The following is a 25,025-nucleotide window of genomic DNA, read 5'->3' as shown; positions in this document are numbered from 1 at the left end:
TTTTTTGCATAGCTTCGCCATTCAATATTATCAATTAAAATCAATAGCTTGCACATTAACCAACCAATCATGTTTCTTCATACTGCATTAATGAGCCGCCTAAACGAAAGGCACATAGCCATCATGCATGCCTCATAAAATGGCAAGAAATCACATGGAAGACCAAATCAGACCACCTGACGTCTGTCATCAAACAATCATCCAACTGCAACCTATCTGTCATGAGAGGCTCCTAGATACCGTTTAAAATTCGCAGCCTCTCTCCCCCATCGCGCTGCGCCGGAGCCTATCTTGCGGATCATCCAGATTACCGACACACATCTCAGTCCAACCAAGCTGCACTTCAACGGCAACTGGTCGCCGCTTATTGACTGGATGGCTGATCAGAAACCAGACCTCATTATCCATACCGGCGACTTCACGGTTGATGGCGCTGATGTGGAAGATGATCTGATCTTCTGTCGTGAATTGATGGCAGACCTTCCCGCTCCGATGCTCTGCCTGCCGGGCAATCATGACATAGGCCATTTACCGGCAAGCAGGCAGCCGGTTAATACCGAACGCTTACAACGCTGGCGCGACCACTTCGGCCCCGAATACTGGACGCTGAATTTCGGACAGTGGCTGCTAATTGGCCTCAACAGCCTGATTATGGGCGATGGCTCCGTGCTGGAAGAAAAGCAATTCCATTGGCTCGAACAACAGCTCAACCATAGCGAAGGCTGCCCTGTCGCTATTTTTGCGCACAAGCCGCTGTTTATCGACAGCCCAGATGAAGGCGAAACCGGGCTCTGGGGCATCCCACCTGTTCCACGCCAGCGTTTGATGGAGCTTTTCGCACGCCATCACGTGCAGCTTCATGCCAGTGGCCACCTTCATCGGGCATGGTCCGGTGAAGCGGCAGGAATAAGCTATGTCTGGGCACCGTCAGCGGGCTTTGTTGCGCATGCAATAGATCGTGAACTTCCCGGCGACCGGATTGTCGGTGCTGTCATTCATGATCTTGATGACACAGCGACAAGCAAAATCGTTGAGATCGAAACACTTAGCCATCACGTCATCGACGATGTCATGCATGAGGTTTACCCAAGCAATCTCAATCGGGAAAAGCTAAAGCCTCAAGAGAACCTGCCCGCTTAAGAACATCCAATAAAAAGGCCGCGTAAGTAAACTCACGCGGCCTTTTCTCGACCTTTGAAACAGATCAATAGGTCCAGTTACGCGCCTTTGAAAACAGGAAGTCGCGGAACGCATGAAGCTTGGCCGAATTCTTCAACGCTTCCGGGTAGCAGAAGAACGTGTCGAAGGATGGAATTTCCTCAAGATCGGGCAAAAGCTGCACCAGACCGGATTCCTTGTCGGCCATATAATCAGGCAAAACTGCCATGCCGACGCCACGCTGCACAGCACGACGCACCGACAGAAGGTTATTGACCTGCAAAACCGGAATACGCGAACTGCCATCTGTACGACCGGCAATTTCCAGCCAGTTGAGCCCAGTCAGATAGCTTGGCGCAGGCTCACCGAACGTCACCACGCGATGCTGGTCGATTTCTTCAATGGAATTGAGCTTCCCGTGCTTGGAAACATAACCCGCCGATGCATAGACGTGCATATGCACGGTGAACAGGCGACGCTGGATCAGGTCCGGCTGCTGCGGCTGACGCAAACGAATTGCGCAATCCGCGTGGCGCATGGTCAGATCCAGTTCCTCATTGTCGAGGATAAGCTGCAACTGAATATCCGGGTAAAGCTCGACGAACTCTTGAATACGCTCGATCAACCAGCCAGAACCAAGACCAACCGTTGTGGTCACGCGCAGGCGACCTGTCGGCTTTTCCTTGCTCTCTGCAAGCTTGGAGCGGACATTTTCGAGCTTCATCAGCACGTCATGCGCTGTGCGATAGAGCGTTTCGCCCTGCTCCGTCAGAATAAGGCCACGAGCGTGGCGATGGAACAACGGAACTCCCACATCCTGTTCCAACGCACTGACTTGGCGCGAAATAGCTGACTGCGACAGATGCAATGTCTGTGCGGCATGGGTAAACGACCCCGCTTCCGCGGCGGCATGAAATATGCGCAGTTTATCCCAGTCGAGTGGTGCAACCACCTTCTCCCCCTCTCATTACTCCGCAGCTTCGTGCAGCGGTTCCTGTGCAGCCAGATAGCGCTCGGATTCAAGCGCCGCCATGCAGCCCATACCAGCGGCAGTCACTGCCTGCCGGTAAATATCATCGGTAACGTCACCAGCAGCAAAAATGCCCGGAACATCCGTCGCCGTCGAATCAGGCGCAGTCCACAGATAACCGTTTGGCTTCTGCTTAAGCTTGCCTTCGAACAAAGAAACGGCAGGAGCATGACCGATGGCGACGAAAACGCCATGTGCATCGAGAATATGCGTTTCGCCTGTAACAATGTTCTTGAGGCGCACACCGGTCACCGTCGCGCCCACTGGTGGCTTTGCTTCTGTGCCGACGATTTCATCGATCACGCTGTTCCAGACAACATTGACATTTTCACGCGACAGCAGGCGATCCTGCATGATCTTTTCAGCGCGGAAGCCTTCACGGCGGTGAACAACTGTCACGCTCTTTGCGATATGCGAAAGATAAAGTGCTTCTTCAACAGCGGTATTGCCGCCACCAACAACCACAACATCCTTGCCGCGATAGAAGAAACCGTCACAGGTCGCACAAGCAGAAACGCCGCCGCCCATGAACGTCTGTTCGCTTTCAAGACCAAGCCACTTGGCCTGTGCGCCGGTCGCGATAATTAGCGCATCGCAGGTATAAACCGTGCCACCATCGCCAATCAGGCGGAAGGGACGCGATTTGGTGTCAACTTCAGTGATGATGTCATAGACAATTTCCGCGCCGACTTTTTCAGCCTGTGTTGCCATCTGCTCCATCATCCATGGACCCTGAACAGGTTCGGCATAGCCCGGATAGTTTTCAACATCAGTGGTGATCATCAACTGACCGCCCTGCTGCAAACCTGTGATGATGATCGGTTTAAGCATCGCACGCGCTGCATAGATTGCGGCGGTATAACCCGCCGGACCTGAGCCGATGATGATAACGGGCGCGTGACGCTGTGACATAGGGAAATCTCCGGTCCAAAAATCGTTTCAGGCCATTTTCGGCAAGTGAGAAAAACGATCCTGCACCCTGCTTTGCCAATATCCTGATATTGTTTGACAAGGTAGGTTCACAAACCCGCCTTTGCAAGGTTTGAGCGGCGTTTGTCGGCCTTAGCCCACAGCTTGTGACCTTTCAGCAAGCCTATAAGTCACAGGTGCATTGCAGCGGGCAAATTCCCGCGTTAAAGACACAGAATACATCGCGTTTATAAAAGACGCTGGGCGCTTTCAAAAAACGCTGGAGCCGACCGCCATTTATAAGACAGTCGCCAATATCTGTGCGCGTTTCGGCCTCGTTATGGCTGTTGCAATGCTGCTGCCTGCGGCTATCGACCTGCGCGACGGCAGTGACGATTGGCTGATCTTTATCCGATCAGCTGCGGCAACCGGCGCTTTATCGTTGCTGATTCTGCTCGCCACACAAAACCAGAATACGCGCTTTACCCCGCGCCTTGGCTTTCTGCTGACAGCGTGTCTTTGGCTGACAGCAAGCTTTCTTGGCTCGATCCCGCTCTATTTCTCACATCTGCCGATCAGTTATGCGACGGCATTCTTTGAAGCGATGTCAGGCGTCACCTCGACGGGTGCGACCGCTCTGACCGGTCTTGATGATATGCAGCGCGGCATTCTGCTCTGGCGTTCACTCTTATGCTGGATCGGAGGCGTCGGCTTCATCGGCTTAGCGCTTTTGATGCTGCCATCGCTGCGCGCTGGTGGCTTGGCGCTTTTCCATATGGAAAACTCCGACAAGTCTGAGAAGATTTTGCCGCGTATGAATCAGATCGCGCTTGGCATCGTCATAGCCTATCTCAGCCTGACAGCTGCTTGCATGATCGCTTATTTTGCGGTCGGCATGAGCATCTTCGATGCGGTCAATCATGGTCTGGCAACTGTCGCCACCGCAGGTTTTTCTACCCACGACAACTCGTTTGCCTATTATGAAGGCAACCGAATGTTGCTAGTGGTTTCGACCATATTCATGGTGCTATCGGCCCTGCCCTTCATTCTCTACATCAAAGCTTTCATGCCGCGGCGCACCGAACTGTTAAAAGATCCGCAGGTGAAGCTCTTTTTCACCATCGTGATTGGTTTCAGCTTCATTCTTGCGGTCGTCTTACGCCTTGGCACGCATATTCCATTTGGCGACGCGCTGATTGCAGCATCGTTTCATTTTGTCTCGGTCATCACGACAACCGGCTTCACAACAGAAGATTATTCGATGTGGGGACCGCCAGCCATCGGCATCTTCTTCCTCGCCTGTTTCCTTGGCGGCTGTGCAGGCTCGACCTCAGGCGGCATCAAAATGAACCGTTTGATCATACTATGGAGCCTGACCAGAGCCAATCTCGCGCGCCTCGTGATGCCGCACGCGGTCATCAAAATCCGGTACGGTTCTTCCGAAGTCTCCGGCGAGATCGCACAGAACGTCCTGCTCTATCTGTTTCTCTATATTGCTTCGCTGGTTATCGGCGCGGTTCTGCTGGCATCTCTCGGCCTGGATTTCGTCTCGGCCTTCACCGGCGCACTGACCGCACTATCCAATGTTGGACCGGGATTTGGCGACGTCATCGGCCCGGTCGGCAACTTCTCGACCATCCACGATCCGGCACTCTGGGTGCTTTCATTCCTGATGCTGGTTGGCCGTCTCGAGCTCATCACAATCTTTATCTTGTTCACACGCACTTTCTGGATGCGCTAACAACTCTTTAGATGGTTTACATCCAGTCGTTTCTTTTGGTATGAGCAAGATAGTATTGCGCTATAATGGCGCTGAGTGTTTTAAAATTACAATTGACTGAAATTTCCTTGCGCGGAGTTTTATATGCCTATTAAGGCTGATCTGGACGACATCGATTGGAAAATCCTTCGGGAGCTCCAGAATGACGGGCGCATCACCAATGTCGAACTCGCTGAACGGGTCGGAATTTCCGCCCCTCCTTGCTTGCGCCGCGTGCGCAAACTTGAGGAGAGCGGCGTCATTCGTGGCTATCGTGCCATCCTTAACGGCAACGCACTCGGTCAGGATCTTGTCGCCTTCTGTTCTGTTGGTTTGCATCGTCAGGCAGACGCCGATTTGAAGGCTTTTGCGGAGAAGACAAAGCAGTGGCCGTTGGTACGCCGTGCATGGATGGTTTCAGGCGAATCTGACTTCCTGCTGCATTGCGTTGCACGCGATCTTAACACGTTTCAGACCTTCGTTATCGAAGAACTGACAGCAGCGCCTAATGTGGACTCAGTCCGCACAGCGCTGACCATTCGTCCCGTTAAAGACGAACCTCTGATGATTCTCTGATCAGATCAAATTCCAAGAAAAGCGACTATGTCCTGCGCAGTCGCTTTTTTATTTGGACAAGAAGTCAGCTATTAAATACGCGCTCGTAAACCGCGCTGATTGCAGCGGCCTCTTTTTCGAGCGGAAACGCTTCGCGCACATATGTTAGCGCATTTTCACCATGACGCTCAGCCATCGCTGGATCCGCCAGATATGGCTCGATTGCATCACGCAACGCATTGCCGTCACCCGCAGCAACAAAACTGCCCGTGCCTTCGACAATCATTTCCGCATAAGCGCCAGCATCACTTGCAACGACAGCGGTTTGTGAAGCCATTGCCTCCAGCGGCGTCAGCCCAAAACCTTCATTGCGTGACGGGGCAACATAGAGCGTCAAGCGCCGATACCAGATGCGCACATCCGGCACTTCGCCAAGGATACGAATACGATCTTGCAAGCCAGCCGCCGCAATACGCGCTTTAAGATCATCTTCAAAAGCCTGATGCTCAGACGTGGTGCGGCCAGTAATGATTGCTGTCCATTCCGGATATTTTGGCAAAAGCGCAATCATCGCATCGACAAACAGGTCAGTGCCCTTGGAATGACGCACACGCCCAAAACAACCAATGGCATACTTACCCGGCAAGCCTGATGCACTGAACTGATCATCCTCGCCGACTGGCGGATGAAAACGTTCAAGATCAACGCCATGCATAATCACATCATGCGGCACTTCAAGAAAGCTTCCCGAGCGGCCACTGGTCGCAATCACCGCATTCATGCGGCGGATCAACCATTTGGTGAAAGGCTTGTGATGTCGTTGTGCAGCCGATGTAAACACCAGCCGCAGCTTCATGCGCAGCACGTCACGCATAAAAATTCCGGCCAGCATTTCAATGTTGCGGCGCGCATGCCAAATGCGAAAGCGTCGCTTTACGGGCTTTTTCCAGAAGGAGAAAAGAGCCGACCAGCCAAGATGCGGAAGGCTCTCAGGCAGTCCCGGTCCCATTGTGGCAATGCCCAATCCCTTTGCACGTTGCAAAGGGATGAGCTGCACTATGGTTGAAGTCACACCTGAAAGGCGGCGCTTGAAATTAGGCGCAATGACCTCAACCTCACCGACAGGGACCGTCACTTCAGACATCAGATAAACTTGAAGCTGATGATCTCATATGAACGCGAACCGCCCGGCGCGTTAACTTCAATCGTGTCGCCTTCGCCCTTACCGATCAGTGCGCGTGCGATTGGCGAAGAAATCGAAATGCGCCCCTGCTTCACATTGGCTTCCTGGTCGCCAACGATCTGATAGACTTTTTCTTCTTCGCTCTCTTCATCGATCAGCGTGACGGTGGCGCCAAACTTGATTTTGTCGCCGGAAAGCTTCGTAACATCAATGACTTCTGCGCGACCAACGAGATCTTCCAACTCGTTGATGCGACCTTCATTCAGGCTCTGTGCTTCTTTCGCTGCGTGATATTCCGCATTTTCGGAAAGATCGCCATGCGCACGTGCTTCAGCAATCGCCTCAATAATATGTGGGCGGTCAACTTGTTGACGCGTGCGCAGTTCTTCCTTGAGGTTTTCGAAACCGCTAGGGGTCATCGGGAACTTTTCCATACCCAGTCCAGTCCTTTCCATCGCCCGCCGCACTTCCCTCCGGGATTAAATGCGACGGCAGTTTGATTGCCCGCCTGATTTTGCTTCACACTGGAGACAAAACCACCGTCCGACAGATGAAATCACCCGGCGGCACACAAAAAGAAAACGGTCCCCGAAGCAATCGCTTCGGAACCGTTCAAAGAGATGTTGGTGAAACTATAGCATTTTAAAAGATCATTTCACGAACAAAAATTTCTGCCTGTTAATTATGCGCGGAAATCGCGCTATTTTTTCGAGACAGGCCAGCTTGCAGGCCATTTTTCGGGGCCACCGGCATAATTGCCGTCACAATCGCCTTTCGAGCGCTCCTCAAGAAGCACGAAGCGGACCTTGCCATCCACGTCGTCAGTCGCTTTCCAGACATCATAGGTTCCGCAATCACCAATGCCACGACCTTTGAAAAAGGCGGTCAGTGTCTTGGATGATTGCGACCAGTCGATATTCCAAGCTTGATCAACGGTGCTCGGACCATCATCGGAAATGGTCGGCAATGAGATCGGAACCACCTTGTCATCCGACTGGCTGTAAAAGGCATAGGGCTGGTTATAGGCGCCCGGAGAACCGCACGGCACTCCAATGAGGTTCGTGCCATCAGTTATTTTTGCATTAAACCCGCCACCATTCTGAAAGGGATCTCCGTCGTCAGTGCCACAAATCGAATCCTCGCCACTGAAATCTTTACGAATGGACTCTGGCAGTTCATTAATCGTTGTTATCTGTGAAACATCTGGAGCGGGCGGAGCCGCCTTATTGCCCTTGCTCTGCAACGCCGCAACAGTGCCACTGAGCGCCTGTTGGTCATCCATATAGATCAGCCCGCCAACAAAACCTGAGAGCGAATAGTTGTAGGTCTTGTTATTGAATTGCAGCGTCAGCTTCTGACCGGCTTTCATGGCATCAATCAGCTTTTTTACGTCTGCTGCATTTTCATAATAGCCTTGGCCATCATCAAGTTTTAGCGCCGAAAGGTCGAAAGAAATCACCTGTTTGCCATCAACAGCAACCGCAATTTTGCCAGCCTTAGCGCCTTGATCAAACCCCGACAGACGCAACGAGGGCTGCGAATTAACTGCACTACTGCGATAAAGGCTGAACGATATCGGACCATTATCCGTACTTTTAAGTGCAAGTGTGCAATTTGAAGCAAAATCGCACTGAACCCAGCTATCGCGAATTTGCTTGAAAGCAGCAGTAGCAGGACCAGCATTGGCCAAAACAGCTGCAAGCGCAGCTCCTGCCAGAATGGCTTTGTTTCTAGTGAGAAAAAAAAACACGTAGCCCCTCCCGAAAAAGCGTTCCCAAACACGCCGCACAAGGAAATCCCTTGCCGCCGTTATCGACTATTGCCTATAGCATAGCCGCGAAGGGATGACGCGCCAAGCCGCTAACCTGATCCCGCATTTATGAGGCAATGATGACACGCGTTCAGGCAAATCTACTCCTTCTTCTGGCGGGCGTCATTTGGGGTATGGGCTTTGTCGCACAATCAACCGCGATGGCCAGCATTGGTCCATTTCTGTTTATTGGTGTCCGTTCGGCGATCGCCGCAGTCACTGTGCTGCCATGGTCGATTGCCGAAGGCAGACGCTCACCCCATAGGCTGCAACGCTCGAACTATCTTTACTTTATGTTTGTTGGTTCGATGCTGTTTATCGGCCTTGTCCTGCAACAGATCGGCTTGATCACCACGTCTGTCACCAATGCAGGCTTTCTCACCGGCCTTTATGTTGTGATGGTACCGGTGCTAGGTGTCATTGTGTTTCGCAACTGGCCGCATCCAATCGTCTGGCCAAGCGCTGTTGCCTGTCTTGCAGGGATATTTCTGCTATCCGGCGGCACTTTAAGCGCGCTCAAACAAGGTGACTGGCTCGTCATCATTGGCGCAGTGTTTTGGGCAATGCAGGTTTTGCTCATCAGCCGTGCCAATCGTGCAGGCCGACCAATAACACTGAGCTGCGTGCAGTTTGCCACCGCTGCGGTGGCTGGGCTGGCGATTGCCGTGGTGGTTGAAGACATCAATTGGAACTTTATTGCACTGACGTGGAAAGAACTGCTGTTTACCGGCGTGTTTTCATCAGGCGTTGCATTCACGCTGCAAGCTATCGGCCAGCGCTACACAACGTCTGCACAGGCGGCGATTTTCCTCTCATCCGAAGCAATCTTTGCCGCGATGTTTGGCGCGATCTTCCTCGGCGACCGCCTGACATTCATTGGCTTCATAGGCTGCGGGCTATTGTTTATCGCAATGATGGCAGTGGAATTGGTTCCGATGTTCTGGAAACGCAGAGCGGAACCAATCCCAGCAGCGGCTGAATAACCCTGCATTTCCAGCAAAAGTGCGAAAAGTAAAACTAGCCTCGAAAAATCAGTGCTGCACCACCGGCTATCAGCGCAAAGCCCATCACGTGATTCCACGTGAAAGCTTCTTTGAGATAAAAAATCGAGAACAGGCTAAAAATCACCAGCGTGATAACTTCCTGCATCGTCTTGAGCTGTGCAGCTGAATAGACTTCATGCCCGATACGATTAGCGGGTACAGCCAGAAAATATTCAAACAGCGCGATACCCCAGCTGATGAAAATCACTGTTATCAGCGGCGTGCTGGTGAATTTCAGGTGCCCGTACCAGGCAAAGGTCATGAATACGTTTGAGCCGATGAGAAGCAGAATCGGCAAAACGCTTGGCGAAATGAGTGCTGACATGGGAAGAACTTTGGGGACCGGAAGGATCATGTCGCGGTCTGGCCCTCAACCGCAAGATAGTGTTAGCAGAGTGACATGGAGATTTCGCCAATCTTATGACCACGAACTGCCCGATTATCGCCATAGGCTTTAACAGCGGCACTGACTGTTCGTTTACGCTTATGGTCTAATATGTGGGCAGAACCGTTTCCAGAATGAAAGGCAGGGACATGAGTTTTGCGTTGTCCAACCGCTTTCATCGTCTTGCATTGCCGACAGGTCTTGCACTTTTGACACTCTTAGCCAGTTGTTCGGGTGATCGTCCGCCGCGACCGCAGGCAGACATTGCCAATGCAGATATCGTCGTGCCGCCGCAAGCCCCACGCGAGCCGCGTGTTGTTGGTCTCGCTGAGGAAATCGAAAACAACGCCAATGAAATGACAACACAAAGCCAGCCGCATTACGCGGGCGACTATGGCTTTGCCACACCAGTGCAAAATCCTGTCAGCACGGTTGAAAACATTTATGCGATGTCGAATTCCGAAGCCGCCTGCCGAACACGCCTCAAGCGTCTTGGTGTCGTCTTCACCGAAAAATCGCCGATCAATCAGGGTGGAAGCTGTCGCATCAACAACCCGATTGAAGTGCGCGGCTTCAACAGCGGCAACATCGCTTTCAAGCCAGCAGCAACATTGAACTGTGAGGTGACGGAAGCCTTCGCACGCTGGATCAAGGGCGACCTGCAACCTTCAGCGCGGCTGCGTTATCTCTCCGGTATCAACACGATCCACAATGCGGGTGGTTATTCCTGCCGCACGATGAACCATCGTCGCGGCGCGAAAATGTCGGAGCATTCCAGTGGCAATGCCATCGATGTTACGAAAATCGTTCTGAACAACGGCAAGAGCATCACCGTTCGCAAACCCGGCTTCTTCGCCTTCCGCGAAAAAGGCTTGCTCAACAGCGTGCGCTCCGATGCTTGCTCTTATTTCACCACCGTTCTCGGACCCGGCTATAACCGCGAACACGCGGATCATTTTCACTTCGATCTGATGCAGCGCCGCAGCGGTTATCGCGCCTGCAAATAGCAAAAAGCCCGGACATATCCGGGCTTTACATTATTATTCCGCAGGAACCGGCGTTGGCTGGCCGGTCTTGTCGAGCGCGACCATAACAAACTCACCATGTGTCACCAGATCCATCTCTTCGGCGAGATAACGCTGTGCCCACGCTTCAACGCGAAGCGTGATCGACGTGCGCCCAACACGCGTGATTTCAGTGTAAACACAAAGAACATCACCAATCTTGACTGGCTTCGCGAACGACATTTCGCGCACAGCCGCCGTTACAACACGCCCCTTGGCACGCTCTGAAGCGCGAATAGCACTTGCAATATCCATCTGCGCCATAACCCAACCACCGAAAATATCGCCCGCTGCGTTGGTATCATTCGGCATGGCCTGTGTACGCACGGTCAACATGCCCTTTGGCGCGTTCAAATCAATCATCAATGTTTCCTTCGATCACCTAAAAGAGTCGGGTGAATTATGCGGCAAGCCGCGAAAGACGAAAAGTGCGACATGCGCACCGCAGCCATGCGATAAAATCTATCATTTAAAAATCGAGTAAAATTACAATTATTAATCATCATAGTAGAACAAGTTTGATTCGTTAAAGTAAAAATAATAAAAAGATAGTATCCTAGATTTATATACAAATATAAGGATATTCAAATGAAAACAATAATAACATCTTCTATTGTTGCATTAGGACTTTTATTTGAAAGCAATGCCGAAGCGGCCAGCGGTTTAGCGACAGCTACTATAAATCTTCGTACCGGCCCCGGTACACAATATCAATCTATGGGACGCATCCCAAATGGCGTTGTCATTGGTGTGGCAGGCTGCACCAACGGATATGGCTGGTGCCGTGTCAATTACCGCGGTCTTGATGGTTGGGCGTCGTCCCGCTACATCGCCGTGCAAACGGGCGGCGGATATACTACCAATGATAATTTCGGTCCTTCAGCAGCAGCCATTGGCATTCCACTCATTGCTGGACTCGTAATTGGCTCGGCAATCAACAACAACAATCGCTGGGATGATGGTCCCGGCTGGGGCTGGGGGCGACGCCCCTACAATACGGGCTGGGGGCCAGGATGGGGCCCCGGTCCAGTTCGCCCGGGTCCGGGTTGGCGCGGTCCCGGTCAATGGGGGCAGCCAAGGCCACATTGGGGTGATCGTCCCGGCTGGCGTGACCATCCCGGTTACCACCCAAATTTCTACGGTCCGGGCGATCGCTGGCGTCCAAGAGGACGATGGTAGGTGACGCCTCCTGACAGCCTGATGTCAGGAGCCACACAATTCTGATAAGGGGTGCGGCGGTTTTAATCGCTGCACCCTTTTCATTTGTGCTGCGAAATTCCATATTGTGTGCATGGCCTCCTCAAAAGACAAATACACTCAGGATTCGCAAGACGAAACACGCGGCTTTGGCGAAGTGCCACAGCGCGGTTTGTCAGGCACCCCGCTTTCAGGCTCAATCTCCGATTGGGCAAAAGATATAGGTGAAGAGGCCGACAAGCCTCAGCCACAAGCCAAAGCGGCGAAGGCGCCTAAAAAGGTGCCTGAACGCAGCAAAGAATCTTCGCGTAGTTCTCGCGGGACATCTATTGGCGGCGCTGCATCAGCCAAAGAACGTGCGGCTGCTGGCCTTAATCCGGTTTCGGGCCTCGACATGAGCCTCGAAGAGGCCACGGCGCTCAACCCTACGGGCGCGACCGCGACCGTACAGGCACTGTCAGACCTGATTGAATCGGGCAATCCGCTGTTCAAGAATGGCGAGCTATGGACGCCGCACCGCCCTGCCCGACCACCCAAGTCGGAAGGCGGCATTTCGATTCAGATGGAATCGAGCTTTGAACCATCCGGTGATCAGCCAACCGCCATTCGCGATCTGGTCAGTGGGCTAGAAGATCAAGACCGCACACAGGTTCTGCTCGGCGTCACCGGCTCCGGTAAGACCTTCACCATGGCGAAGGTCATTCAGGAAACGCAGCGACCTGCGCTCATTCTTGCGCCAAACAAAACGCTGGCAGCGCAGCTTTACGGCGAGTTCAAAAACTTCTTCCCGAACAATGCTGTCGAATATTTCGTTTCCTATTACGACTACTATCAGCCGGAAGCCTATGTGGCGCGGTCTGATACGTTCATCGAAAAAGAATCGACCGTCAACGAACAGATCGACCGGATGCGCCACGCAGCGACACGCGCGCTGATCGAACGCGATGACGTGATTATCGTCGCATCAGTCTCTTGCATCTACGGTATTGGTTCCGTCGAAACCTACACCGCCATGACGTTTGAGATGAAGATTGGCGACCGTCTCGACCAGCGCCAGCTTCTCGCCGATCTCGTGGCCCAGCAATATAAGCGGCAGGACATCAACTTCGTGCGCGGCTCGTTTCGCGTGCGTGGCGATACGATTGAAATCTTCCCGGCCCACTTGGAAGATCGCGCATGGCGTATTTCGCTGTTTGGTGATGAGATCGAAACCATCGCTGAATTTGACCCGCTGACCGCCCAGAAAACCGGCGATCTGCAATCGGTCAAGATTTACGCGAATTCGCACTATGTAACGCCGCGCCCGACGCTGAATCAGGCAATCAAGTCCATCCAGAACGAACTCCAGCATCGCCTTGTTGAGTTAAACAATGCAGGCCGTTTGCTCGAAGCACAGCGCCTTGAACAGCGCACCACTTTTGACCTCGAAATGCTGGAAGCAACCGGCGTTTGTAACGGCATCGAAAACTATTCGCGTTACCTGACAGGGCGTCAGCCGGGTGAACCACCGCCGACCCTGTTTGAATATATCCCGGACAATGCGCTCGTCTTCCTCGATGAAAGCCACGTCACGGTTCCGCAGATTGGCGGCATGTATCGCGGCGACTTTAGGCGCAAGGCAACGCTGGCCGAATATGGCTTCCGCCTGCCCTCCTGCATGGACAATCGCCCTCTGCGCTTTGAGGAATGGGACGCCATGCGTCCGCAGACCATCGCGGTTTCGGCAACGCCGGGCAAATGGGAAATGGAAGAAGCTGGCGGCGTGTTTGCCGAACAGGTTATCCGCCCAACCGGCCTGATCGATCCGCCAGTGGAAGTGCGTCCTGCGAAAAATCAGGTGGATGATGTGCTGGGCGAAATTCGCGAAACCGCACGCAAGGGCTATCGCACGCTCTGCACGGTGCTGACCAAGCGCATGGCCGAAGACCTGACCGAATATCTGCACGAACAAGGCGTTCGCGTGCGTTATATGCACTCGGACATCGACACGCTGGAACGTATCGAAATTATCCGCGACCTGCGCCTTGGCGCATTCGATGTGCTGGTGGGTATCAACCTGCTCCGCGAAGGTCTTGATATTCCCGAATGCGGTTTCGTCGCCATTCTCGATGCCGACAAGGAAGGTTTCTTGCGTTCGGAAACGTCACTCGTGCAGACCATTGGTCGTGCAGCGCGTAACGTTGACGGCAAGGTCATTCTTTACGCCGACAACATCACCGGCTCCATGACGCGCGCGATGGATGAAACCAGCCGCCGTCGCGAAAAGCAGGAAGCATATAATCTGGAGCATGGCATCACGCCTGCCTCGGTGAAGAAGAATATCACGGACATTCTGAATTCCGTTTATGAACAGGATCACGTCCGCGCAGATATTTCCGGCTTTGCCGAAGAAGGCGCGATGATGGGCAACAACCTGACCGCCCATCTCGAACATCTGCAAAAGCAGATGCGTGATGCAGCTGCCGATCTCGACTTCGAGAAGGCCGCTCGACTGCGCGACGAGATCAAGCGTCTGCGTGAAATGGAACTGGCGATTTCAGACGATCCGCTGGCGCGCGAAGTGGAGCTTGAAAGCCCGGTCACGGGTCGCACCAAAGGCCGCCACAATGCTGGCCGGAAGGTTCATCGCACGGTCGATGCGGAGCCGAAAAAGTCGCTTTTCGCTAAGCCGTCGCTCGACAATATGGGTCCCGGCACGGATATGGCAAAGCCGCTTTTCCGCAAGAATACGCTGGATGAAATGACCGTCAAGCGCACGGAAAAACCAGCGGGTGCGAATGATGCGATCATCCGCCGCGAACGCGCTGGCGTCGGTTCCTATGAAGACCCGGCTGAAGCAGCCCGCAAAAAACGTCGCCCCGGCAAAACTGGCCGACCGGGGCGGTAACATCACTCAGCTTGAGGGCTGTTTACCAGCCTTCAAGCACGATCTTGCCTTTGGCCTTACCGCTTTCCAGCACGCCATGCGCTGCTTTAAGATTAACGGCATTTATTGGTGACATAACTTCCGTCACCGTCGTTTTGATTTTGCCTGCGTCGATCAGCCGTGCAACTTCATTCAGAAGTTTGCCCTGTTCATTCATATCCGCCGTTTCAAAAACCGGACGTGTAAACATCATCTCCCAATGGATTGAGACTGACTTACGTTTCAGCGGCGCGACATCAAAAGTATCGAAATCGTCAATCAAGCCGAACCGCCCCTGTGGCGCGATCAATGACACAATCTCATTGAAGTGATCCATCGTCTGCGTGGTGGAGAACACAAAAGCCGGCGCACCAATCCCCAAAGCCTCGACCTGTTGTGCCAGAGGCTTGCTATGATCGATGACATGATGTGCGCCGAGCTCTTTCACCCAATCCTGTGTTTCAGGGCGCGAGGCAGTGGCAATCACCGTCAACTCCGTCAAAGCGCGTATCAGCTGAATGGCTATTGAGCCAACACCGCCTGCTCCGCCAATAATAAGAACAGCATTGGCAGCACCTGGCACTGGCTTACGAATGTCGAGCCTGTCAAAAAGCATTTCCCACGCGGTGATTGATGTCAGCGGCAGGCCAGCAGCCTGACTGTTGGAAATCGACGCAGGCGGCGTTCCCGCAATACGTTCGTCAACCAGACCAAACTCGCTATTGGCTCCCTGTCGAATATACGAACCCGCATACCAGACTTTATCACCAATCTTGAAATTCTCTACCGCTTCACCGGTTTCAACCACAGTCCCAACAGCGTCCCAGCCCAACACTTTCCACTGGCCTGGCTCTGCCGAAACGCCTTTGCGGATTTTATAATCAACCGGATTAACCGCAATGGCTTCGACCTGCACCAACAGATCGCGGCCTTTCGCAACAGGCTTCTCCAGTTCGACATCCCGTAGTGAATCTGCGCGATCCAGTTTGCCGGCGGTTTGATAGGCAACAGCTTTCATAGTCTTTGCTCCATTTGCTATGGAACAAATATTAGACTACAATCAGAAAATGAAAATACGCACAAAAATTGCACATAGTGTCGTGTTTTGTACTTAGTATATATAGGATACTTATGACCAAGGTTAAGCATTCCCGTTTTGATTGCAGCCCCGGTTGCTCCGTTGAGGCGGCGATCGGCCTCATCGACGGTAAATGGAAAAGTGTTGTGCTATTTCATCTCCTGGATGGAACGCTGCGGTTTAATGAATTGCGACGCCAGATACCCGGCGTGACGCAACGTATGCTGACAAATCAACTGCGCGAGCTTGAAGAAGACGGCCTGATTGACCGCAAGGTCTATGCGCAGGTTCCGCCAAAGGTTGAATATAGCCTGTCGCCGCTGGGGCGCAGCATCGAGCCCATTCTGCTTGCTTTGAAAGATTGGGGAGACACCAATATCAACCGCTTCGGCAAGCAACAGCCTGCGAAAACCGCCGCCTAGAAAGCGCGGCCTTTAACAGCCGCTCCTTCTATTGCTTAGTTTACTTACCGGCACTGCCCGCCATTCGTAATGCGATAGCCGGCGCGTTCCGCTTCACAGCGGTTTGAGAATGTCTGTGTAACACTCCCTCTGCGGGCACAGACCGGCATAAATTCGCGCGTGCAAGCACCAGCGCCCGGACGACCGGGTCTATTGCCTTGGTGTGGAGGCCGCCCCGGGCGCTCACCTCCCCAGCCGGAACCCGGCCCCGTAATAGGTCTTGAACTGCACTGGCCGTTTCCAACAATCCGATAGCCATCAGCACGGGCTTGGCAGGCATTGCCAAAAGTCTTTCGCGACGAACCGCGCTCGCCACAAACCGGCGCATAAATCATCGGGCACATTTGCGGCTGTGATGGCCCCGGCCTGACTGGTGGCCGATAATCCGGCCCACCTTCGGCGACGCAGCCCGCCAGAAACATGACGCCCGCCAACACGCTCAAACAACTGATTTTATTAAGCAGCATGACTCTCTCCCTCTATTATCTGAGTGCTAAAATGGCGCAAAGATCATTTAGAGCAAGAACATATTTTGGATATTCGATCTCCACATACGAACCCATATCGACATGTCAAAAACTTGCTTTACTCTGCACTCAAGGATTTCGGGGTTTATGAGCGGAAAAACTGCATGACGCATTCGCATCTGGCTATCGCAATCATTGCGCTTTTTCAGCTTTTTTGCTGGCCGGACGCTATTAGATCCGTATTCGCTCAAAGCGAAGCTGCAGTGGAAGTCTACGGTCCGCCGATGCCGCCGAAAAAAGCGGAGCCCACTGTCACGCGCATCTGCGAACTCATTGAAGAAAGCGCAGAAAAACGCGGCATTCCAAAAGATTTTTTCGCGCGTCTTATCTGGAAAGAAAGCCGCTTTGATCATCGCGCCGTCAGCCCTGTCGGTGCGCAGGGCATTGCGCAGTTCATGCCCTATACGGCCAAAGAACGCGGACTGGCCGACCCGTTCGACATCGAACAGGCAATTCCAGCCTCGGCAGGTTTTCTGAGCGAACTAAAAGGCGCTTTCGGAAATTGGGGCTTGGCAGCAGCAGCCTATAATGCGGGTCCGGGTCGTGTTGGCAACTGGATGCGTTCTGGGGGCTTTCTGCCGCTCGAGACCGAAGATTACGTGCTAGACCTGACCGGCGCACCTGCCGATAATTTCGCAGCTGGTCAGGAGATCACCAACAGACCACTTGATGCGAAGCTAAGCTTCAGCGAGGCCTGCAAACGCCTGCCCATCGTTCGCACCGCAACAATTCCAATGTCGCGGATCAAGCCGAAGCCTTGGGGCATTCAGGTTGCGGGCAATTTCCGGCGCAGCGCCGCAGTTAATCAATGGAACCGACTGCGCAAACAATTCAGCTCCGTGCTCGCCAGTCATAACCCGGTGATCAGCCGGGTGCGCACGCCAATTGCACGCCGAGGCATCTACGCAGTTCGTATTGGGGCGGACAGTCGTGGGGAAGCGGATAACATCTGCGCTAAACTGCGTGCAGCCGGCGGCGCATGCATAGTTTTGCGTAATAAATGAGCAATTGAGCATACTATACCATAGTATGAAACGATATATTGCCTTAAGCTTGTTCTTTTTTGGTATAAAATTAGCAATATTCTGGTAATTTTTATACAAAATAACAACGATACCGTTTCAAAGATAACCAATCTCATATTTGGTGAAAAATTTGCTTGCCAAACCTCGCATCTTAGATCAGTCTTCACGTGTCCGGGCAATTTGAGTACAACGGAAGACTGGAAGAACGGCGTGCCGGAACCGCTAGAAGTTCCGGGTTGGAGATTTAATCTCCGGCAATGATCGGTTCCTTTCCTAAGTCGATAACTGCCTGCATAACCCTCTGCCGGGTGTGTGGTGCGTTCGGCAGAAGTTGTAATTCCACCGTCTCTAATCAAGCGGTGGCGCCAAGGAAAAGGAACGGATCCCATGGCACAGACCGGACAGGTCAAATTCTTCAACTCCGAAAAAGGTTTCGGATTTATCAAGCCTGATGATGGCGGCGCAGACATCTTCGTGCACATCTCTGCTGTACAGGCTTCGGGTCTGGCAGGACTTGCTGACAACCAGAAGGTTTCTTACGAAACTGAACCGGATCGTCGCGGTAAGGGTCCTAAGGCCGTAAATATCTCGGTTAATGACTAAAACCGAATTTTACTGATAAAGAATTTGATCCCCGGCTAACGCCGGGGTTTTTTATTGTCTGAACTCTAACGTGATTTCTGCCTTCAATAAGCGGAAACTCCTGTTTAAGGCCGTTACCGAATACCTGATCAGAGCGCGAAATATTACAGACTCTGCTTCTAATTTACCGGATTATGGCGCTTTCCAAGATGTCCTTACCATTGTTCAGCCTCCATTCATGTCCAAACTATTAACTTGTTATTCATGATTGAAGCAGTGTGCCGATCCGGCCCTGCACATCAAAGAGATTAAGTTGTGCCTCTGAAGGAGCGGACAATGAACAAGTTACTTAAGACAGCTATTCTGGCAGTTGCCTCTATAGCAGCAGTCTCGGCACCGCTCGCAGCGGCTTCAGCAGATTCCTGGGGTCGCCGTGGCTGGGATAATGGTGGCTATAATCGTGGTGGATGGGACCGTGGCGGCTGGGATCGCCGTCCATACAGGCATCGTGACCGTGGCGGTGATGCTGTTGCTGCTGGCGTCATCGGCCTTGCAGCTGGCGCACTCATCGGTAGCGCGCTGAGCCAGCCACAGCCAACCTACGTGCAGCCAGCACCGGTTTACGCACCACCACCACCACCGCCTGCATATTATCCAGCACCGCCAGCGCGCAGTGTGCAATATCGCGCAGGTTATGAGCCATGGAGCCGTGGCTGGTACCAGTATTGCTCCGACCGCTACCGGTCGTTCAATGCAAATACCGGAACCTATCGCGGCTATGATGGCCGGGATCATTTCTGTTCCGCAAACTAATCGGATACACGAAACAAAAAAGCCGCCTCAAAAGGCGGCTTTTTTCATAACTCAAGTAGATCAGGCATATCCGAGATCGTTCAAAAACGGATTGTTGCGGCGTTCTTCGCCGAAACGCCCACCCGGGCCATGACCGCACAGGAAGCCAATATCGTCGCCGAGCGGCAGAAGTTTCTCTTTGATCGAACGAATGAGTGCGGCATGATCGCCACCCGGCAAGTCAGTACGTCCGACTGATCCGTTAAATAAAACATCGCCAACAATCGCAAAATGCGCTTCTGGATTATAAAAGACTACATGACCCGGCGCATGCCCCGGACAATGCAGAACGTCAAACACATGACCTGCCACGGTGACTTGGTCACCATCCTCCAACCAGCGATCTGGCGTAATGTTCCGCACGCCCTCGGTCAGGCCGTATTTCAGGCCAGTCGTCACCAAATTATCGAGCAAGAACTCATCGTCTTTGTGCGGGCCGATAACATCCACACCCAGTTCATCTCTTAATTCTGATGCGCCGCCCGCATGATCAATATGGCCATGCGTAATCCAGATCGCTTCTACTTTAACATCCTGCGATGCAATCGCTTCCTTGATGCGCTCAAGATCGCCGCCCGGATCAATCACGACGCCTTTTTTTGTGTCGCCATCAAAAAGGATTGTGCAGTTCTGCTGAAATGGCGTCACCGGAACGATGATTGCCTGCAATTGTCCCATCAAAAACTCCATTCAGTCAGCATGTTCAAAAATTTCCGTCGCTCATGAGATAATGCAGCGCATCACGCTTTCAAAGGCATAAAATAAAACGGGCGACCAAAGCCGCCCGTTTCCCCTCTCACAGGAAATCAATCGGTTGTTGTCCCCACAACCGCGTTATTCAGTTAGGCTTTGCTTGCCAGCGAGTTTTTGATCAGACCGACTATTGCCGTGAGAACGAGACCGCCCACACCACCACCCGCTACCTGACCAATCACACCATTAAGAACAGAATCCAAACCGCCGCCGGATAACATCGGCAGAAGCTGACCAAGAATGACACCACCAATGCCACCGGCGACAGTATTGCCAGCAGTACCGAGGCTCAGGTTTTTAACGGCGCCGGCAATATTGCCACCGACCGCACCCGAAACAAGCTGAAGAATGATAGGCAGTAGAGATTCCATAATCGTCACCCCATCTGAGTTAAATGCCGGAATAACGCGAGTCCGACTGGCAGAATCTTGAACTGAAACTTGCCAATGTCAAACAATAAGCATCCAAATAACAAAAAAGCGGCTCTAAAAGCCGCTTTTTCTGTTTAAAACAATGTTATTCTGCCGCTATTCGCTTCGGCTGAACTTCATTTACATAGTCCTGCATAAGCAAGCTCGTAATTTCGCCGGGCGTAAAGTGATATTTGCCAATCTCTGAAACCGGCGTCACTTCCGCAGCCGTACCACACAGGAAGCATTCGCTGAAATCTGCCAGTTCTTCTGGCATGATGACACGCTCAACAACTTCGAGACCACGACGCTTGGCAAGATCAATGATCGTGCGGCGCGTAATACCGTCGAGGAAGCAATCAGGCTTCGGCGTATGCAAAGCGCCTTCTTTCACGAAAAAGACATTGGCACCCGTAGCTTCTGCCACCTGACCGCGCCAATCAAGCATAAGCGCATCGGCATAGCCTTTGGCTTCGGCTGCATGTTTGGAAATGGTGCAGATCATGTAAAGACCAGCAGCCTTGGAGCGCGAAGGCGCTGTGCGCGGGTCTGGGCGGCAATATTCTGCGATATCGAGGCGAATGCCCTTCATTTTTTCTTCAGGCGAGAAATAGCTTGGCCACTGCCAGATCGCGATTGCCAGATGAATGCTATTGTTCTGTGCGGAAACGCCGAGCGACTCTGAACCGCGCCATGCAATCGGGCGCACATAAGCATCTTCAAAACCCTGCTTTTTCAGCAGTTCACGGCAGGCATTGTCGATTTCTTCAACACTGTAAGGAATCTCAAAACCAAGAATTCGAGCCGATTCATGCAGACGCTCAGTGTGCTCTGTCAGCTTGAAAATCTCGCCGCCATAAGCGCGCTCACCTTCAAACACTGCACTCGCATAATGCAGACCATGGGTCAGCACATGCACCTTTGCATCCTTCCAGGCGACAAATTCGCCGTCCTGCCAGATAAATCCGTCGCGTTGATCGAATGGAATCGCAGCCATTTTAGCATCCTCAAAGTTGGGCTTTGTTTTCCTGTCAGCCCGTTTGGCCCTGATGGGCCTTTCCCTAGTCAAATTCAGTCAGTTAAATCGATTAACTGGCAAGCAAGTCGTGTTTTTCTTTTAGTACAATGGTATTTTACGATCATGTACACTGATTTCCGCGCAAACAATTGTGCTGAAATCAGCCAGACAAAGCATGTAAAACAAAGATATTTCCGGTAATTACGGAAAATAACGCTCGCTATTATGCATTACCGTCCTTATTGGACAGTATGTCACAGCAAACCGCGTAATTATCTCTCCTCCAACATGCCCCAGCGCAAACTTTATTCCAAAAAAACCGGCCTGCACTTACCAAAAATTATCTTGGCGATTGAGTTATGTCAACAATGCTGACATATTTATCGCAACAGGATGGAGCCTAGATGTGAATTCGACCAACGACGTGAACTATATCAGCGATCCTCTGACGTGTCGGGAGGCTGACGATCTCAACGTCATTGAACTGCTGTTCTTCTCTTATCGCGATTTCACTGCCGATCCGGACCTGATCCTCGAAAAGATTGGATTTGGCCGCGCCCATCACCGTGTGCTGTATTTTATCAATCGTAAGCCGGGCATGACGGTTGCAGAACTTCTGGATGTGCTGCGTATTACCAAGCAAAGTCTGTCACGCGTTCTCAAGCAACTCATTGATACAGGCCATGTCGTTCAGGAAACAGGCCTAGACGATCGCCGTCATCGTAAACTTTATCCAACGAAAAGTGGCCGACAGCTTGCTCTCTCGATCACTCTGCCACAGTCGCGCCGTATCGCGCGGGCATTGGAGGGAAGTCAGCCTGACGACCGGAAAGTAATTGAGCGCTTTCTTTACAACATGGTCAATCCTGAACGGCGTGTTCAGATTGATGACTTTGCAGCAGCCGAAGCAGCTGTGGAAACGCTCACATAGACGCGCCACTTTCCTGTCGTTAAGATGTAGCATGTCGGCATATTCTGTCAGGAAAACCAAAACTGGTTCACCTGATACGAGATGCTTAGAGCGCATCCCGAAAAGTGTGTAACGGTTTTCGGACAAGATGCGCGTTAAAACAAAGAGTTGAGACGCGCCGATCTGATTCAATCAGATCAAAACGCACTCTAAAATTATTGCCACGCCCACACGATTATGCGTAGGGAGACGTGGAACAGGATGGGATCTAACGACGCCATGGCTCTAGAAGAAAAGAACCTTTCAGACGACGCGCCTCATCTTCTTGTTGTCGATGATGACACCCGCATTCGTAGCCTTCTGTCGCAATATCTGACGACAAGCGGCTTCCGGGTCACCATGGCAGCCAGCGCCGCTGAAGCGCGCCGCAAGCTCGAAGGCATTGATTTCGATCTGCTGATCCTTGATGTGATGATGCCGGGAGAAACCGGCGTATCGCTGACCCGTTCGCTGCGTGAACAAAAGACCGTGCCAATCCTGATGCTGACGGCTTTGTCAGAAACAGATAGCCGCATTGATGGTCTGTCCGCAGGTGCGGATGACTACCTGCCAAAGCCTTTTGATCCGCGCGAGTTAATCCTGCGCATCAATAATATTCTGCGTCGCGGAGCTGCTCCGGCGCAACCAAAGATCGAGCAGATCGTTTTTGGTCCATATACTTTCTTCATACCGCGCCGCGAATTGAAGAAGGGCAGCGAGACAATCAAGCTGACGGATCGCGAACAGGACATCATGGCGATTTTCGCTGAACGCGCCGGTGATACAATTCCACGTCATGAGCTGACGGGAACAGATGGTGATGTCGGCGAGCGTACCATTGACGTTCAGATTAACCGTCTGCGTCGTAAGATCGAGCAAGATCCAGCAAACCCGGTTTGGCTGCAAACCGTTCGTGGTATCGGCTACAAGCTGAGCATCGAATAGAGCGGAGCGTCGCAAATTTCAGAGCGTGACCGAAAACATAAATTAGCAGAAGCGTCTGGAGTATTCTGAGACGATGACGTCCCTCTGGAGAACCCTATCGCGTTGGTTTGCGCGCCGTATGCCCAAAGGGCTGTATGCGCGTTCGCTCATCATCATCATCGCACCGATGGTGTTGCTTCAGGCGATCATTGCTTATGTGTTCATGGAACGTCATTGGCAGATGGTGACGGAGCGGCTCTCAACCGCCGTTGTGCGCGATATTTCTGCGATCATCGACACGCTGGAAACTTATCCGCAAGAACCCGGATACGACAATCTCATCCGCATTTCGCAGCAACGTCTGGGACTTAATATCTCCATCCTGCCGCCGGACCCGCTACCACCGCCGGGACCGAAGCCTTTCTTTGCCATTCTTGATTACTTCCTGAGTGAGGAAATCACGCGCCAGATCAACCGCCCCTTCTGGGTGGATACGGTCGGCGATTCCGATCTCATTGAAATCCGCATCAAACTTGAAGACAAGGTGCTACGCGTCTTTGCTCGTCGCAGTCAGGCCTACGCATCCAATACCGGCATCTTCCTGACATGGATGATCGGCACCGCTCTTGTGTTGCTAATTATCTCTATCGCTTTTCTGCGTAATCAAATCAAACCGATCCAGCAGCTTTCACAAGCAGCGGAGAGCTTTGGTAAAGGACGGCCCATGCCGGAAGGCTTCCGCCCGCATGGCGCGGAAGAAGTCCGCCGTGCCGGTATTGCGTTCATTCAGATGCGTTCGCGCATTGAGCGCCAGATCGAACAGCGCACAGCCATGCTTTCAGGCGTCAGTCACGATCTGCGAACCATTCTGACTCGCTTTAAGCTGCAATTGGCCCTTACCGGAAATGCCATTGATACCGAGCCGCTTAATCAGGATATTGCTGACATGCAGACCATGCTCGAAGGCTATCTGGCCTTTGCGCGTGGTGAAGGATCGGAAGAAGCCGCGACATATGACGTGCGCCTGCTCTGCGATAAGCTCGCCAATGAAGCGCGGTTACGCGAGCGGGGTTTCCAGTATTCGATTGAAGGCGACAGCGAAGTCAATGTGCGTCCCAACGCGTTTTCGCGTCTTGTCAGCAATCTGGTCTCCAACGCCTTTCGCCACGCGCAGAATGTCGAGCTTTCCGTAACCCACGATGATGGCTGGTTAAAAATCGTCGTTGATGATGATGGGCCGGGCATCCCCGAAGACCGACGCGAAGACGTGTTCAAACCCTTTGTGCGCCTTGATGAAGCACGCACGCAGGATTCAGGCGGTACAGGCGGGCTTGGCCTCGCTATCGCCCGCGACATTGCCAGAAGTCATGGCGGCGACATTGAACTGGAAAACGCTCCCAAAGGTGGCCTGAGAGCGATTATTCGGATTCCGGCCTAGCGCATCCCGA

The 25,025-nt window shown here is 52.5% G+C and carries 26 protein-coding genes; 14 read left to right on the top strand and 12 right to left on the bottom strand.

Going from position 1 to position 25,025, the window contains the following annotated elements:
- Positions 1–291 precede the first annotated feature (291 nt).
- The gene (locus tag WH356_RS13450; RefSeq protein ID WP_339511581.1) at positions 292–1,140 is read left to right on the top strand and encodes a metallophosphoesterase family protein; all 849 of its coding nucleotides are present in this window, start codon (positions 292–294) and stop codon (positions 1,138–1,140) included.
- 64 nt (positions 1,141–1,204) lie between these two features.
- On the opposite strand, the gene WH356_RS13445 is transcribed toward WH356_RS13450, so the two are convergent.
- Both WH356_RS13445 and trxB read right to left on the bottom strand, forming a co-directional pair.
- Positions 1,205–2,110, bottom strand: a complete 906-nt coding sequence (locus WH356_RS13445; protein WP_339511579.1) for a LysR family transcriptional regulator — start codon at positions 2,108–2,110, stop codon at positions 1,205–1,207.
- Between the two features lie 15 nt (positions 2,111–2,125).
- Complete coding sequence (gene trxB / locus WH356_RS13440) at positions 2,126–3,100, bottom strand: thioredoxin-disulfide reductase (protein ID WP_339511577.1); 975 nt, start codon at positions 3,098–3,100, stop codon at positions 2,126–2,128.
- Between the two features lie 337 nt (positions 3,101–3,437).
- Between trxB and WH356_RS13435 the strand changes: the two genes are divergently transcribed.
- On the top strand, positions 3,438–4,838 hold the full coding sequence (locus WH356_RS13435; RefSeq protein ID WP_339511786.1) for a TrkH family potassium uptake protein: 1,401 nt from the start codon (positions 3,438–3,440) through the stop codon (positions 4,836–4,838).
- Between the two features lie 123 nt (positions 4,839–4,961).
- A complete protein-coding gene (locus WH356_RS13430; protein ID WP_007875947.1) occupies positions 4,962–5,432 on the top strand; it encodes an Lrp/AsnC family transcriptional regulator in 471 nt (156 codons plus the stop codon).
- A gap of 64 nt (positions 5,433–5,496) precedes the next feature.
- On the opposite strand, the gene WH356_RS13425 is transcribed toward WH356_RS13430, so the two are convergent.
- From WH356_RS13425 to WH356_RS13415, 3 genes are all read right to left on the bottom strand, one after another.
- A complete protein-coding gene (locus WH356_RS13425; protein WP_339511575.1) occupies positions 5,497–6,555 on the bottom strand; it encodes a glycosyltransferase family 4 protein in 1,059 nt (352 codons plus the stop codon).
- Positions 6,555–7,028 carry a transcription elongation factor GreA gene (gene greA, locus WH356_RS13420; protein ID WP_339511784.1) on the bottom strand — a complete coding sequence of 158 codons (474 nt, stop codon included), beginning with the start codon at positions 7,026–7,028 and terminating at the stop codon, positions 6,555–6,557. The genes WH356_RS13425 and greA overlap by 1 nt, the downstream gene beginning before the upstream one ends.
- A gap of 266 nt (positions 7,029–7,294) precedes the next feature.
- Positions 7,295–8,344, bottom strand: coding sequence for a DUF1176 domain-containing protein (locus tag WH356_RS13415; RefSeq protein WP_339511573.1), 1,050 nt, complete (start codon positions 8,342–8,344; stop codon positions 7,295–7,297).
- Between the two features lie 140 nt (positions 8,345–8,484).
- Between WH356_RS13415 and WH356_RS13410 the strand changes: the two genes are divergently transcribed.
- Positions 8,485–9,387, top strand: coding sequence for a DMT family transporter (locus WH356_RS13410; protein WP_339511782.1), 903 nt, complete (start codon positions 8,485–8,487; stop codon positions 9,385–9,387).
- A gap of 34 nt (positions 9,388–9,421) precedes the next feature.
- Here the strand turns inward: WH356_RS13410 and WH356_RS13405 are convergent, their stop codons facing one another.
- Positions 9,422–9,772, bottom strand: a complete 351-nt coding sequence (locus WH356_RS13405) for a DMT family protein (protein ID WP_339511780.1) — start codon at positions 9,770–9,772, stop codon at positions 9,422–9,424.
- Positions 9,773–9,981: 209 nt separating this feature from the next.
- Here WH356_RS13405 and WH356_RS13400 point away from each other — a divergent pair, with 209 nt between their 5' ends.
- Complete coding sequence (locus WH356_RS13400) at positions 9,982–10,839, top strand: extensin-like domain-containing protein (protein WP_339511571.1); 858 nt, start codon at positions 9,982–9,984, stop codon at positions 10,837–10,839.
- A 33-nt stretch (positions 10,840–10,872) separates the two neighbouring features.
- On the opposite strand, the gene WH356_RS13395 is transcribed toward WH356_RS13400, so the two are convergent.
- Entirely contained in the window at positions 10,873–11,259 is a 387-nt protein-coding gene (locus WH356_RS13395) for an acyl-CoA thioesterase (RefSeq protein WP_339511569.1), read from the bottom strand.
- 225 nt (positions 11,260–11,484) lie between these two features.
- On the opposite strand from WH356_RS13395, the gene WH356_RS13390 reads away from it, so the two are divergent.
- Positions 11,485–12,075, top strand: coding sequence for an SH3 domain-containing protein (locus WH356_RS13390; protein ID WP_339511568.1), 591 nt, complete (start codon positions 11,485–11,487; stop codon positions 12,073–12,075).
- Positions 12,076–12,187: 112 nt separating this feature from the next.
- Entirely contained in the window at positions 12,188–14,980 is a 2,793-nt protein-coding gene (gene uvrB, locus WH356_RS13385) for an excinuclease ABC subunit UvrB (RefSeq protein WP_339511567.1), read from the top strand.
- A gap of 22 nt (positions 14,981–15,002) precedes the next feature.
- Here the strand turns inward: uvrB and WH356_RS13380 are convergent, their stop codons facing one another.
- Positions 15,003–16,016 (bottom strand): zinc-binding alcohol dehydrogenase family protein, encoded by a 1,014-nt coding sequence (locus WH356_RS13380; protein ID WP_339511565.1) that lies wholly within the window; start codon positions 16,014–16,016, stop codon positions 15,003–15,005.
- Positions 16,017–16,129: 113 nt separating this feature from the next.
- Here WH356_RS13380 and WH356_RS13375 point away from each other — a divergent pair, with 113 nt between their 5' ends.
- A complete protein-coding gene (locus WH356_RS13375; protein ID WP_339511563.1) occupies positions 16,130–16,498 on the top strand; it encodes a winged helix-turn-helix transcriptional regulator in 369 nt (122 codons plus the stop codon).
- 44 nt (positions 16,499–16,542) lie between these two features.
- On the opposite strand, the gene WH356_RS13370 is transcribed toward WH356_RS13375, so the two are convergent.
- Positions 16,543–17,004 (bottom strand): Kazal-type serine protease inhibitor domain-containing protein, encoded by a 462-nt coding sequence (locus WH356_RS13370; RefSeq protein WP_339511561.1) that lies wholly within the window; start codon positions 17,002–17,004, stop codon positions 16,543–16,545.
- A 164-nt stretch (positions 17,005–17,168) separates the two neighbouring features.
- On the opposite strand from WH356_RS13370, the gene WH356_RS13365 reads away from it, so the two are divergent.
- The 3 genes from WH356_RS13365 to WH356_RS13350 all read left to right on the top strand — a co-directional run bounded on the left by WH356_RS13365 (position 17,169) and on the right by WH356_RS13350 (position 19,484).
- The gene (locus WH356_RS13365) at positions 17,169–18,068 is read left to right on the top strand and encodes a transglycosylase SLT domain-containing protein (protein ID WP_421565829.1); all 900 of its coding nucleotides are present in this window, start codon (positions 17,169–17,171) and stop codon (positions 18,066–18,068) included.
- Positions 18,069–18,476: 408 nt separating this feature from the next.
- The gene (locus tag WH356_RS13355) at positions 18,477–18,692 is read left to right on the top strand and encodes a cold-shock protein (protein WP_250038789.1); all 216 of its coding nucleotides are present in this window, start codon (positions 18,477–18,479) and stop codon (positions 18,690–18,692) included.
- 315 nt (positions 18,693–19,007) lie between these two features.
- Positions 19,008–19,484, top strand: coding sequence for a BA14K family protein (locus WH356_RS13350; protein WP_339511557.1), 477 nt, complete (start codon positions 19,008–19,010; stop codon positions 19,482–19,484).
- 60 nt (positions 19,485–19,544) lie between these two features.
- Here the strand turns inward: WH356_RS13350 and WH356_RS13345 are convergent, their stop codons facing one another.
- From WH356_RS13345 to WH356_RS13335, 3 genes are all read right to left on the bottom strand, one after another.
- A complete protein-coding gene (locus tag WH356_RS13345; RefSeq protein ID WP_339511555.1) occupies positions 19,545–20,201 on the bottom strand; it encodes an MBL fold metallo-hydrolase in 657 nt (218 codons plus the stop codon).
- Between the two features lie 164 nt (positions 20,202–20,365).
- Entirely contained in the window at positions 20,366–20,647 is a 282-nt protein-coding gene (locus tag WH356_RS13340; RefSeq protein ID WP_250038786.1) for a hypothetical protein, read from the bottom strand.
- A gap of 145 nt (positions 20,648–20,792) precedes the next feature.
- Positions 20,793–21,683 (bottom strand): branched-chain amino acid aminotransferase, encoded by an 891-nt coding sequence (locus WH356_RS13335; protein ID WP_339511552.1) that lies wholly within the window; start codon positions 21,681–21,683, stop codon positions 20,793–20,795.
- 427 nt (positions 21,684–22,110) lie between these two features.
- Here WH356_RS13335 and WH356_RS13330 point away from each other — a divergent pair, with 427 nt between their 5' ends.
- The 3 genes from WH356_RS13330 to WH356_RS13320 all read left to right on the top strand — a co-directional run bounded on the left by WH356_RS13330 (position 22,111) and on the right by WH356_RS13320 (position 25,015).
- The gene (locus tag WH356_RS13330) at positions 22,111–22,635 is read left to right on the top strand and encodes a MarR family winged helix-turn-helix transcriptional regulator (protein ID WP_250038784.1); all 525 of its coding nucleotides are present in this window, start codon (positions 22,111–22,113) and stop codon (positions 22,633–22,635) included.
- Between the two features lie 240 nt (positions 22,636–22,875).
- Entirely contained in the window at positions 22,876–23,598 is a 723-nt protein-coding gene (locus WH356_RS13325) for a response regulator transcription factor (protein WP_339511550.1), read from the top strand.
- Positions 23,599–23,671: 73 nt separating this feature from the next.
- Entirely contained in the window at positions 23,672–25,015 is a 1,344-nt protein-coding gene (locus tag WH356_RS13320; protein WP_339511548.1) for an ATP-binding protein, read from the top strand.
- Positions 25,016–25,025 lie beyond the last annotated feature (10 nt).

It is taken from the genome of Ochrobactrum sp. MYb379 (assembly GCF_037479515.1).
Lineage (GTDB): Bacteria > Pseudomonadota > Alphaproteobacteria > Rhizobiales > Rhizobiaceae > Brucella.
This window is presented reverse-complemented; position numbering and strand designations above follow the sequence as displayed.

Coding starts and splice junctions, on each gene's coding strand:
- WH356_RS13370 (WP_339511561.1), bottom strand. CDS start 17,004: ATGCTGCTTAATAAAATCAGTTGTTTGAGCGTGTTGGCGGGCGTCATG.
- WH356_RS13365 (WP_421565829.1), top strand. CDS start 17,169: ATGACGCATTCGCATCTGGCTATCGCAATCATTGCGCTTTTTCAGCTT.
- uvrB (WP_339511567.1), top strand. CDS start 12,188: ATGGCCTCCTCAAAAGACAAATACACTCAGGATTCGCAAGACGAAACA.
- WH356_RS13395 (WP_339511569.1), bottom strand. CDS start 11,259: ATGATTGATTTGAACGCGCCAAAGGGCATGTTGACCGTGCGTACACAG.
- WH356_RS13335 (WP_339511552.1), bottom strand. CDS start 21,683: ATGGCTGCGATTCCATTCGATCAACGCGACGGATTTATCTGGCAGGAC.
- WH356_RS13325 (WP_339511550.1), top strand. CDS start 22,876: ATGGGATCTAACGACGCCATGGCTCTAGAAGAAAAGAACCTTTCAGAC.
- greA (WP_339511784.1), bottom strand. CDS start 7,028: ATGGAAAAGTTCCCGATGACCCCTAGCGGTTTCGAAAACCTCAAGGAA.
- WH356_RS13430 (WP_007875947.1), top strand. CDS start 4,962: ATGCCTATTAAGGCTGATCTGGACGACATCGATTGGAAAATCCTTCGG.
- WH356_RS13340 (WP_250038786.1), bottom strand. CDS start 20,647: ATGGAATCTCTACTGCCTATCATTCTTCAGCTTGTTTCGGGTGCGGTC.
- WH356_RS13380 (WP_339511565.1), bottom strand. CDS start 16,016: ATGAAAGCTGTTGCCTATCAAACCGCCGGCAAACTGGATCGCGCAGAT.
- WH356_RS13320 (WP_339511548.1), top strand. CDS start 23,672: ATGACGTCCCTCTGGAGAACCCTATCGCGTTGGTTTGCGCGCCGTATG.
- WH356_RS13390 (WP_339511568.1), top strand. CDS start 11,485: ATGAAAACAATAATAACATCTTCTATTGTTGCATTAGGACTTTTATTT.
- WH356_RS13405 (WP_339511780.1), bottom strand. CDS start 9,772: ATGTCAGCACTCATTTCGCCAAGCGTTTTGCCGATTCTGCTTCTCATC.
- trxB (WP_339511577.1), bottom strand. CDS start 3,100: ATGTCACAGCGTCACGCGCCCGTTATCATCATCGGCTCAGGTCCGGCG.
- WH356_RS13350 (WP_339511557.1), top strand. CDS start 19,008: ATGAACAAGTTACTTAAGACAGCTATTCTGGCAGTTGCCTCTATAGCA.
- WH356_RS13435 (WP_339511786.1), top strand. CDS start 3,438: ATGGCTGTTGCAATGCTGCTGCCTGCGGCTATCGACCTGCGCGACGGC.
- WH356_RS13400 (WP_339511571.1), top strand. CDS start 9,982: ATGAGTTTTGCGTTGTCCAACCGCTTTCATCGTCTTGCATTGCCGACA.
- WH356_RS13375 (WP_339511563.1), top strand. CDS start 16,130: ATGACCAAGGTTAAGCATTCCCGTTTTGATTGCAGCCCCGGTTGCTCC.
- WH356_RS13425 (WP_339511575.1), bottom strand. CDS start 6,555: ATGTCTGAAGTGACGGTCCCTGTCGGTGAGGTTGAGGTCATTGCGCCT.
- WH356_RS13355 (WP_250038789.1), top strand. CDS start 18,477: ATGGCACAGACCGGACAGGTCAAATTCTTCAACTCCGAAAAAGGTTTC.
- WH356_RS13345 (WP_339511555.1), bottom strand. CDS start 20,201: ATGGGACAATTGCAGGCAATCATCGTTCCGGTGACGCCATTTCAGCAG.
- WH356_RS13410 (WP_339511782.1), top strand. CDS start 8,485: ATGACACGCGTTCAGGCAAATCTACTCCTTCTTCTGGCGGGCGTCATT.